9 protein-coding genes are annotated in these 10,078 nt (G+C 62.8%); all 9 read right to left on the bottom strand.

Going from position 1 to position 10,078, the window contains the following annotated elements:
• Positions 1–65 precede the first annotated feature (65 nt).
• Positions 66–653, bottom strand: coding sequence for a Maf family protein (locus AB7E19_RS13730; RefSeq protein ID WP_010672636.1), 588 nt, complete (start codon positions 651–653; stop codon positions 66–68).
• Positions 654–705: 52 nt separating this feature from the next.
• A complete protein-coding gene (gene mreD, locus AB7E19_RS13725) occupies positions 706–1,191 on the bottom strand; it encodes a rod shape-determining protein MreD (protein WP_010672635.1) in 486 nt (161 codons plus the stop codon).
• Positions 1,191–2,099, bottom strand: a complete 909-nt coding sequence (mreC, locus tag AB7E19_RS13720; RefSeq protein ID WP_029313545.1) for a rod shape-determining protein MreC — start codon at positions 2,097–2,099, stop codon at positions 1,191–1,193. The genes mreD and mreC overlap by 1 nt, the downstream gene beginning before the upstream one ends.
• Before the next feature lie 41 nt (positions 2,100–2,140).
• Positions 2,141–3,181: a rod shape-determining protein gene (locus AB7E19_RS13715; RefSeq protein WP_005308111.1), complete on the bottom strand. Its 1,041-nt coding sequence runs from the start codon at positions 3,179–3,181 to the stop codon at positions 2,141–2,143.
• Positions 3,182–3,397: 216 nt separating this feature from the next.
• Positions 3,398–7,720, bottom strand: a complete 4,323-nt coding sequence (locus AB7E19_RS13710) for a DUF6701 domain-containing protein (RefSeq protein WP_427935616.1) — start codon at positions 7,718–7,720, stop codon at positions 3,398–3,400.
• Between the two features lie 25 nt (positions 7,721–7,745).
• Positions 7,746–8,210 (bottom strand): MSHA biogenesis protein MshP, encoded by a 465-nt coding sequence (locus tag AB7E19_RS13705; protein WP_069652312.1) that lies wholly within the window; start codon positions 8,208–8,210, stop codon positions 7,746–7,748.
• Entirely contained in the window at positions 8,200–9,045 is an 846-nt protein-coding gene (locus AB7E19_RS13700; protein ID WP_202043015.1) for a PilW family protein, read from the bottom strand. The genes AB7E19_RS13705 and AB7E19_RS13700 overlap by 11 nt, the downstream gene beginning before the upstream one ends.
• Positions 9,045–9,617: a prepilin-type N-terminal cleavage/methylation domain-containing protein gene (locus AB7E19_RS13695; protein ID WP_261999892.1), complete on the bottom strand. Its 573-nt coding sequence runs from the start codon at positions 9,615–9,617 to the stop codon at positions 9,045–9,047. The genes AB7E19_RS13700 and AB7E19_RS13695 overlap by 1 nt, the downstream gene beginning before the upstream one ends.
• Positions 9,604–10,074: a pilus assembly FimT family protein gene (locus tag AB7E19_RS13690; RefSeq protein WP_045522946.1), complete on the bottom strand. Its 471-nt coding sequence runs from the start codon at positions 10,072–10,074 to the stop codon at positions 9,604–9,606. The genes AB7E19_RS13695 and AB7E19_RS13690 overlap by 14 nt, the downstream gene beginning before the upstream one ends.
• Positions 10,075–10,078: the final 4 nt, after the last annotated feature.

Genomic DNA, 10,078 nt, shown 5'->3' with positions numbered 1-10,078 from the left:
TTCTAGTTTTGAATTCTGGCACGACGAACAACGGGTAACTCAGCAGCGCACTGCTGACGAGAGGATTACCGGGTCTGCTCGAGGTGCTGCTTGATCAACAGGTCCGTCTCCAGCAGGGGCAGGCCGACCACGGCACTGTAGCTCCCCTCGAGGCGACTGACGAATTTGCCGGCAATGCCCTGGATGGCATAGGCGCCCGCCTTGTCGCACGGCTCGCCGGTGCGCCAGTAGGCTTCGATCTCGGCCTCGTCCAGCTTGCGAAACGCCACGTTGGTGGTGACCAGCCGCACATCGCACCGCTCCGGGGTGGCCAGGGCCACCGCCGTCATCACCTGGTGTACCCGCCCGGAGAGGGCTTCCAGCATGTCCTTGGCGTCCAGCAGGTCGGAGGGTTTCTCCAGCACCCGCTCCCCCAGCACCACTATGGTGTCGGCCCCCAGCACAGGCAGCGCAGTGGGCGCCGCGGCCACACCGGCCATCGCCTTGTCGCGGGCCAGCCGGCAGACGTAATCCTGGGGCTTCTCACCGTCGTTGCGCAGCTCCGGCACATCCAGCTTGAGGACCTCGAAACGGTAGCCCAGGCGGGTCAGAAGCTCGTGCCGGCGGGGGGAGCCCGAGGCGAGATAGAGTTGCAGTTCGTTGTGCTTGTTCATACTTCACTCAATGAGACGATGCGCAGTTACAATGCGTTGTTTTTATTCACATTCACTTGATATTGAAGCGACGCCGCACCTTGCGCAAGACCATAAAAATCCAGGGCCATATTAACATCGTCGTCAACGTCGACCAAAAGTAGGCGAAGTTGAGGCTGGCCCGGCTGAACAGATGCTCCGCCCAGAACACGGTGATCTTCCCCACCAGGGAGAGCAGACCGATGATCAGCGCCTGCTGCCAGAGGGAGAAGTTGCGGATCTTCTGGAACTGGAAGGCCGCCAGGTAGGTGGTGATGGCCATGGCCATGGCCCGCACGCCGAGGGTGCTGCCGAGCAGCACGTCCAGCAGCAGGCCCGCCACCCAGGCGGTGCCGACGTTGGTCCGGTGCGGCAGCGCCAGCGCCCAGTAGATGAGCACCATGGCGAGCCAGTCCGGACGGAAGGGTTCGAATTGAAAGGGAAGCGGCAGGATGGAGAGGCACAGGGCCAGCAGGATCGAACACCAGATCCAGATCCTGCCGCTGGCGGGTTGCAGCATCAGCGCGTCGCCCCCGCCGCCGAGGTTGCCGTGGCCGCCGAGGCGCTCGCCGCAGGCTCAAGGGCATCCTTGTCGTGTACTTCCGGTTTCTTGTCGGTCCACAGCAGCAGCAGGTAGCGCAGACGGTCCAGCGCCACCAGCGGCTTGGCCTCGATCTGGGCGAAGGGCTTGCCCTCCACATAGTCGGAGCGGGTCACGGTCGCCACCGGATAACCTTCCGGGAAGCGGCCGCCCAGGCCCGAGGTGACCAGCAGATCGCCGACCTGGACGTCGGTGTTGCGGGGCAGGTTGCGCAGCTCCAGCTTGTCCAGCTCGCCGCTGCCGGAGGCGATGGCGCGCAAGTCGTTGCGCAGCACCCGCACCGGGATACCGTGGCTGGAGTCGGTGATGAGCAGGACGCGACTGGTGGTGGAGCCCACGTGGAGCACCTGACCGACCACCCCCTGATCGTTGATCACCGGCTGGCCGTTGTAGACGCCATCCAGCGCCCCCTTGTTGATCAGCACCTGATGGCTGAAGGGGTCGGAATCCACCGACAGCAGCTCGGCCACCATCTTGCGGGACTCCTTGTGTACCGGCGACCCCAGCAGCTCGCGCAGACGCTGGTTCTCGTGCTCCAGCTGATCCATCTTGAGCAGGCGCGAGCGCAGGGTGAACAGTTGCTGCTCCTGCTGCTTGGTCTGCTCGATGAGATCGGCGCGGGTCTGCACCTGGGTCGACATGGTGTCGAGCAGGGTGCCGGGGGCGTTGGCGATGTATTGCAGCGGGCTCACCAGGGAGCTCAGATAAACGCGGACATGGCTGAACACACCGAAGCGGGAATCCGCGACGATGGCAGCGACGGAGATGATGACGGCGAGAAACAACCGTAACTGAAGCGAAGGGCCTCTACCGAAGATGGGTTTCATGAGTCGTCAAAAAAGAGCCGGCGCTCGGCCGGCTTTGGGTCTTATTCGTAGTGGAACAGATCGCCACCGTGCATATCGATCAGCTCCAGCGCCTTGCCACCGCCACGGGCGACACAGGTGAGGGGATCTTCAGCCACGACGACCGGGATGCCGGTCTCTTCCATCAGCAGACGGTCGATGTCCTTGAGCAGGGCACCACCACCGGTCAGCACCATGCCGCGCTCGGAGATGTCGGACGCCAGCTCGGGCGGGGATTGCTCCAGGGCCACCATGACGGCGGAGACGATGCCGGACAGCGGCTCTTGCAGCGCTTCCAGGATCTCGTTGGAGTTCAGGGTGAAGCTGCGGGGCACACCCTCGGCCAGGTTGCGACCGCGCACTTCGATCTCGCGCACCTCTTCGCCCGGATAGGCGGAGCCGATCTCGTGCTTGATGCGCTCGGCGGTGGCTTCCCCGATCAGGCTGCCGTAGTTGCGACGCACGTAGCTGATGATGGCTTCGTCAAACTTGTCGCCACCGATGCGCACGGACTGGGAGTAGACCACGCCGTTCAGGGAGATGATGGCCACTTCGGTGGTACCGCCACCGATGTCCACCACCATGGAACCGGTCGCTTCGGAGACCGGCAGGCCGGCACCGATGGCGGCAGCCATGGGTTCATCGATCAGGTAAACCTCGCGGGCGCCGGCGCCCAGAGCGGATTCCTTGATGGCGCGACGTTCCACCTGGGTGGAGCCGCAGGGTACGCACACCAGCACGCGCGGGCTGGGGCGGAAATAGTTGTTGTCGTGAACCTGTTTGATGAAGTGCTGCAGCATCTTCTCGGTCACGTAGAAATCGGCGATCACGCCGTCTTTCATCGGGCGAATGGCGGAGATGTTACCCGGGGTACGACCCAGCATCTGCTTGGCGGCATGACCGACAGCAGCGACCGATTTGGCGTTCCCGCGCTCTTGGCGAATGGCGACAACTGAGGGTTCGTTAAGGACGATCCCTTGATCTTTTACATAGATCAGGGTGTTGGCAGTTCCCAAGTCGATCGACAGATCGTTGGAAAAGACGCCTCTGAGCTTTTTGAACATGGCTACGGGAAATCCTAAGAATTTGGAGGTGCAGAAAACCGGCTAACTTTACCAATGCCCACCCCAATGGGCAAGCGCTCAAACTGTCGCCAATCAATCAGGCGCGACAAAAATGCGAGTCATCACTCACCCGCTCAGGCCGACAAACACTACGAAACAAGGAGATAAGACGCCACTGTACAGCAATGCGTCTATCTCCCCGTGTCAGCCCGGGTGTCAGGGCATCACTTCGCGGCGATAAATAATTCTGTCATTACCCCGATCCCGGCCGAAAATGGCCTCTCCCAGCAGGTGATCCGCCGTGGCCGGATCCGCCAACCAGACGGGTTGGGATGGCTGTTGCTCCAGCACGATCCGATAGGGAATGCGCACCGCCTGATTGGGTGGCGCGAAGTGGAACCGGGTCTCGCCTGCGTCGAAACCGACCTGAGTACCGCCCGGAGCCACATTGCCGAGACCAAGGCGAATGCGGGTACCGTCTTTGAGGATCAGATCCCCCGTCGCGGAGTCATAGCGTTGCTCCGCATCGGTAAAGACGATACCACCTCCCGCCAGGGAGATCTGGGTACAGATATCTTGCGAATTGGCTCGCCACAGGCCCCCTTCGAAATATTGCACCTGCAGGGGCAGCGCCAGCGGGGCGCTATCGACCCCCTGACGGGTGCTGGCGAGCAGCCGGCCGTAGTAGGCGATCATGGTATCGTCCGATCCCTTCGGAATGGAGAGCTGTTTGGCGGTGCAGTTCACCCCGCTCTGGCAAGTGCCGCTGACGGACGGATTCATGTTCCGTCCGCTGAGGAAGCTGGTCTCAGGAGTCTCACCGTCCGTCACTCTGAGCCCTAGTCGCAGGAGCGGCAAGGGCTCTTCCGGTGCGGTCAGGCTAGGGGTCAGTTCGCGCAGCCGCATAAAGCGGGTTTGACCTGACTGCTTGCCTGTTCCTTCGGTCCAGCTGGCGGCCAGCGGCACCAGCCGATTGGATCTGTCCACCCCGTCCTGATTGTTGGCGGCCACCAGGGTGAGGGCCCCCCTGGCAAAGGCATCACGGTAGTTCCTCGTGACACTCCCTTCCTTGTTGCGCGCCTCCACCACCGTCTGTACCCCGAATGGCTGGCTCATATAGCTGAAACCACCGCAGGCCGGGGTGACGGTGCCGCTCGTCATGTTGAAGTCCCAGGGTACGAAGCGCCCCAGCGGCACGCTGGTGACGGGAGGGATGGAGTAACCGAAATAGCCCGTTGATACTGTGCTTCCCTCTGGCGACGTAGCCGCCGGTGGCGTCGCCTTGATCCTGAAGACCCCGACCTCGTTGAGGCTGAGGGCGGGTGTATTGAGGCTGGCACTGGCTGCAACGTGGCTGTACCTGGTCGGAGTGACCTTAGCGGCCACGCCCCCCTGAGGGGCCACCAGCTCGCTGGTCAGGGCGATGTCGGACAACACGAAGTTGGGGGTGGTGCCATTGCCGGTGCAGATATCCCCATCGCTGTCGCTCTGCCACGCCATGGCCTGGATATTGAGCGAGAAGCTGTCTCCCGTCCTCTTGAACACAGGGCAGGTGATATCACCTGCCGCGCAGGCCCCCTGGGTGGGCGTGATGCAGAGCCCCACCGGGCGGCTGACGAACAAATCCGAGCCCGTCATCACCAGCCCTGCGGTATCACCGCTGCCATCGTGGCGGGCATTAAGCCGCATCTGGCCCGCATCCGGGTAGCTCACCGTCAGGGTAGTCTCCCCTTTGCTATCGAAGCTCAGGTTGCTGGTGGTGGACGCCCCCTGCGACGTAGCGATGGCATTGCCGTTGACCGTCACCTTGCTGCCGAAGGTGTTGCTCGCCGGGCGAGCATAGTCGCTCCAGAAACGAACAGGTTTGCTCACACCGGCAAAGCTCGGCACGCACTGCTGGCTGGCATCGTCTTTCTTGACTGCCTTCATCACCACCTGCTGCGGCCTGTTCGCCAGGGTATCCAGCACATCGAACACGAAGCCGCTGTCGGCGAAGCTCAAGGTACAGGCGGCGGCGCTCAGGGCGCCACTGCCGGCGCGGCACAGGGTGGTGCTCAGGGGTTTGGTGGACGGCGTCGAGCCGCTCACTCCCACTGTGATGGCCGTCGCCAGATTGTTGCGTAGCTGCAAGGTGGTCGTGCCGCCGCTGAAATTGACGGTGGCGGTGTTGCCGTTGTAGCTCACCTGGCTGCCGGCTATCCAGCCGTTGCTGCCATTCTTGAGGGGGGTCAGGATGGCGCTCACCGGGTCCGTGAACAGTTGGCTGCAACTGGCGTTGGCGCAGGCCCGAATGGTCAGAGTCTCGGGGTTGCAGGTCAGGGCCTGACCGGAGTGATCGAACTCGAAGTGATCGATCTGGGTCCCCACCGGATTGGATTTGAGGGCGCAGATCCGGACGTTGTCGAGCTCATGGTAGTTCGTCACAGAACCGGTGGAGCCGGTGAGCGACAGCAGGAAGTTGGCGGGCACCGCCGCCTGCCCCGTCTGGTTCACCATATTGATGGGCCCCACCAGCATGGTGTAACCCGAGCCCGTGTTCCGCTCAACCGACGCAAGTGAACTGCCGGCAGTGCGCGAGTCAATGGTGATGCGGTAACGATGGGGGCGGTTGCCATTGGTTCCGCTGTCCACTGCCGGGCTCAGGTTGCTCGCCGTTCCCGCCAGATAGCGATAGCCCGAGGTCCCCGAACTGGCGCCGGAGCCACGAATGGAAACGGCCTGAGGACGAGACCCGGGATTATAGGAGCCCCCCTCGTTGGCATAGTTGCCGTATTCGTCGATACCGACCCCCATCCAGCCGCCGGCAAAACCGCTGATCCCGGTCTTGAAGCCATAACCCAGCGGGCCACCGAAGGCGCCGGGCTGGGGCGTGATCGTCGCATCGGAGAGCACCACCGCCATCCCGTCCGCCCCGCTCGAGCCGGAGGTCTTGTAGGCATACTGATCGAACTCGATAGTCACCAGATTGCTGACCCCCGGGAAGAGGCGCTGGAAGGTCGCAGAGGTGGCCTGGTTGGTCGTATTCTGGGTCAGCCGCAGGCGACCGTTTTGCAAAGAGGGCAAGGTACTGCCATTGCGTTGAGCCACCACCCAGTCGCTGCCAAGGGTGCTGGCGGAGAAGTCGTCGCTGAAACAGGTCAGTGGGTCTTCACACATGCCCGGCCAGTCGCCGTTGAAGGGCTCGTGGATCACCTGGCTGTTGTTGGTCATGGAGACGTTCACCGCCGACACGGCGCCGGTCAGCACGGCCTGGCCACTCATGGCCAGATCCCCGGCGTTCACATAGAGAATGGCGTTGAGTTTGGTGTTGCCGCTCATGGTGACCTTGCCGAAGTGATACATCATCAGGTCGTTGGCCTTGCCCCCCGCATTGACCTCCATCTGGTCGCTCAGGGCCAGATCGCTCTTGATGTACAACCTCGCGGCACTGCCGCTGTCAAAGATCAGCTTGTCGTTCTGACCGAGCTCCATCTTGTCTATCCAGTGGTTGCCGCCACGAAAGTAGAAATTGATGTTGGAGGTGCTCTGGTGTTTGAACGTCTTGAGGTAGCGGGCCTGCAGATATCCGTTGAGAGTGCCGTTGCCACTCACCTCCAGGGTCTGGTGAAGCTGGAGCGTCAGGTCGCTGCGACTCCCTGCGGCGGAGATCCGGCTCTCGTTTTCCATCTTGAGCCCATAGACGGCGAGGGAGCTCTGCCCCTGGAAGGTCATGGCACTGTTGCTCTTCATCCCCAGGCTTTTGATAAACCAGTCCCCTGCCCCCATGAGCACGCTCTGGCCACTGGCAGAGACCTCCATGGTGACCTTGTCCAGGTAGTGCGGCTGGAAGACGGCAGTCCCGGTATTGCCATTGCCCGAGACCTCAAGGGTGCTGTAGACGGTGACCCTGGTGTCATTGAGCTTGCCCTGACCCGTCACCGTCAGATCGTTCACATGAAGATCTCCCGACCCGGTGACGCCACTGTTGTAACCATTCTTGATGGTCATCTTCTGGGCATAGACGGTCGCACCGTTGAGGTTGAGCATCGCCCCTTCGCTGATAGACAAGGTATCGAAGCGATAGGTCTGGCCCGATTTCAGGGTCGCCACGCAGCTGTTGCCCCCCCACGAGGCGTTCTTGTAGTCACCGGCAGCAGGAGAGATGGCCCCGTCGCAAGCGAGATCATTTTTCCCGCTGTAGGAGGGGAAGCCCCCCGGGTTGGCCGGAAACGCGTCGGGATCGCTGATGAAGGTCACATCCTTGAGCACACTGGCAAGGGCGCCGCTGACGTTGCAATTGGAGACCCAGGTGCCGTTGTTCCAGAAACCACCGTTGTTGCAGTTGGCGTTGGGCTGGATGTTTTTGGTCAGGAAGGGGTAACTGGCCCCCACAGTGGTGCTGATGATCTTGCTTTCATTGTTCATGCTCAGCACGCCGGGGGAGGCGTGGCTCTGCACCGGGAAAAGGAAGACTTCGGTACACTGGCTGGCGGCCTGCACCGAGGTGGATCCCAGCAAGATCCACAACAGGGCGCCGCGAAGAGGCTGGCTGGACTTCATGGGGTCTGGCTCCTTGGCAGGGGGCTCATGGCGTCACTCCATCAAAAGCTTCCGCCACCAGGGTGCGGCTGACGGCAAAATCGGGGTTCGGGCCGCTGCCGGCATCGGGTTGGCCACAGCGCCCTTCACTGCTGAATCGGTATCCGGTTTGGGTCCCGCCGGCCGCACTCACCGGCACCTTGTTGCAGGTGACGATGGCCTGACAGCCCGTCAGTCCCGCATCGGTGAAACTGAGACTGGTGCTGGCGGCGCATTGCTGCCCTTGCCACTGGCCATTGGGATAGAGTCGATAGAGGGCAATTTCCAGCCCGCTCTGGGCCGCCATCAGGGCACGCACACCGCGCACCTCCACCGTGTGCTTCTCACTGCTGTCCACCAGGAAACGCCCCATGGCCGCCGCCAGCAGGGCCATGATGACGATGACGAAGAGGGCGATCAGGATGGCGCTGCCCCGCTGAGACCTCACCATGGAGGGAGTGTCAGGGCGCATTGAGGGTCTCCAGTTTGTGGTGGAAGACGACGCGCTCGTCGCGCTGCTCGAACTCCAGCCGCAGCCCCACCTCGCTCTGGTTGAAGGCGGCGGGTTCCCGATAGAAGTAATAGGCGGCGGGACGAATATGCTCCGCCATCAACCGGGTGGTCTCGCTGCTGCTCAGGGGGTCGTCCAGGGGCCTGGCCATGCGCCAGAGGCTGCCCCCTCTCACGCAATAGAGCACCTGCTGGTTCGCAAAATAGATGCGCTGCCCCGGCGAGTCCTTGACGAAACCGTTACTGAGAGTCAAGGGCAGTGCGCCCGATACGTCGCTGCCCACATCGGTGACGCGGGCGGTACAGCTTCCCTGCAGGCAGCCCTGATTCAGGAGGCCCGTGCTCGCGAGGGGATACACGATGGCAAGATCCTCATTTTTCTTGGGGAGCACGGATGGCGTGACTATGCTGAGCCCGGTGCTGACCACAGAGCCCAGATAGCGACTGGCGGTGGCGATGGGCCAGAAGCGCAGACAGGCCCCCTGCTCCAGGGCGCCGCCCCCTTCGTCCTCGACCCGCACCGAGCCGGGGACCGCGTCGCGCACCTCGCGGTTGAGCCGCTCCAGGGCGAAACGGGCATCGCTCATCAGCTGCTCGCGGCGGCTGGCATCTCCGTAAAGCTGGGTGCCGATGCCGATAAACTGGCTGGAAAATGTCGCCATCACTCCGAGCAGCAGGATCACCATCACCAGCTCCACCAAGGTGAAGCCCCCCTCACGCCCGAGTCGGACGCGGTCACGGGCGAGTCTGGCGCATGGGTATTCCCACGCGGCATCACGGGAATGTGGCTTGCCCATCAGTAGTTCCCCCGATAGAGGCCGAAGACCAGCTCACTCCCGTCCGGCAGGCGCACGGTCAGGGTGATGCGCTTGCCGATGGACTCGGCTCCCTCCCCCGCGCTGCCAAAGAGGGTATCCGGCACCACCGCGATCTTCACCTGGTAGCGCCGATACTCCTCTTCGCTGCTCGCGGCCGAGGCCTGGGTAAAGTAGCTGGCGTCCACCCAGCGGCCTGCCGTGTCGAAATCGTCCACGTCGTTGAACGTGTAGGGGCGGGTCTCGCCACCATCGGGGCCATAGTCGGCGCTCGCCGTGCAGGGGGGATAGGTGAAGACGGGCACACCGGCCGTCTCGCCACAGCGAAAACGGCCGCCGTTGTGATCGGAATGCTCGTCGAAAGACTTCTCCAGCATCTCGCCGAGGATGCGCTGGGCGAGCTGGGCGGCGCGTACCTGCTGCACCGGATCCACCGCCTGGGGAGCCTGATTGACAAGCAGCCCCAGGATGCCGGTCAGGGCGACGGCCAGCAGCACGATGCCGACCACGAACTCGACCAGGGTGAAGCCGCGGCAGATCTTAGGGGATCGCATGGATATAGCCTTCCGGCTCGATGCGCAGCCGGGCACTCTCCTGGCCGCTGCTGACCGCCAGTTCACAGCCGTTGATGCAGCCAGGCCACAGGGGCCTGCCGCTGCGCTTGTCGAAATGGAATGTCCCCTGGGGGGAGAATTGCAGGTTGCCGGACGCCTGCACCAGGCGCCCGCGACTCTGCTCATTCCCACGCCAGCCTGAAATGGGGGCAGGCGCACAGCTCGCCCCGGTCAGATGGCCAAAACGCCCCGCCTCCAGCACCAGCTGGGTGCAGCGCGCGTCCCCTTCCTGCATGTTCATGGTCTGCACCAGCCGCAGCCGGGCCACCAGCTCGTCACGCAGGGTATGGGTTTCAAAGCCGCCTTTGCCCAGCCATTTAGGCACGGCAAAGGCGGCCAGAATCCCGAGCAACAGGATCACGATCACCAGTTCAATCAGGGTGAAACCCTTCTGCATAAAG

Origin of the sequence: Aeromonas sp., assembly GCF_050252055.1 — a bacterium.
Classification (GTDB): domain Bacteria; phylum Pseudomonadota; class Gammaproteobacteria; order Enterobacterales; family Aeromonadaceae; genus Aeromonas; species Aeromonas caviae.
The sequence above is the reverse complement of the archived record's forward strand: the minus strand, read 5'-3'. Positions and strand labels throughout refer to the sequence as shown.

What these genes read in the sequence shown, in the direction of transcription:
- AB7E19_RS13730 (WP_010672636.1), bottom strand. Translation starts at nt 653, where the DNA reads ATGAACAAGCACAACGAACTGCAACTCTATCTCGCCTCGGGCTCCCCC.
- mreD (WP_010672635.1), bottom strand. Translation starts at nt 1,191, where the DNA reads ATGCTGCAACCCGCCAGCGGCAGGATCTGGATCTGGTGTTCGATCCTG.
- mreC (WP_029313545.1), bottom strand. Translation starts at nt 2,099, where the DNA reads ATGAAACCCATCTTCGGTAGAGGCCCTTCGCTTCAGTTACGGTTGTTT.
- AB7E19_RS13715 (WP_005308111.1), bottom strand. Translation starts at nt 3,181, where the DNA reads ATGTTCAAAAAGCTCAGAGGCGTCTTTTCCAACGATCTGTCGATCGAC.
- AB7E19_RS13710 (WP_427935616.1), bottom strand. Translation starts at nt 7,720, where the DNA reads ATGAAGTCCAGCCAGCCTCTTCGCGGCGCCCTGTTGTGGATCTTGCTG.
- AB7E19_RS13705 (WP_069652312.1), bottom strand. Translation starts at nt 8,210, where the DNA reads ATGCGCCCTGACACTCCCTCCATGGTGAGGTCTCAGCGGGGCAGCGCC.
- AB7E19_RS13700 (WP_202043015.1), bottom strand. Translation starts at nt 9,045, where the DNA reads ATGGGCAAGCCACATTCCCGTGATGCCGCGTGGGAATACCCATGCGCC.
- AB7E19_RS13695 (WP_261999892.1), bottom strand. Translation starts at nt 9,617, where the DNA reads ATGCGATCCCCTAAGATCTGCCGCGGCTTCACCCTGGTCGAGTTCGTG.
- AB7E19_RS13690 (WP_045522946.1), bottom strand. Translation starts at nt 10,074, where the DNA reads ATGCAGAAGGGTTTCACCCTGATTGAACTGGTGATCGTGATCCTGTTG.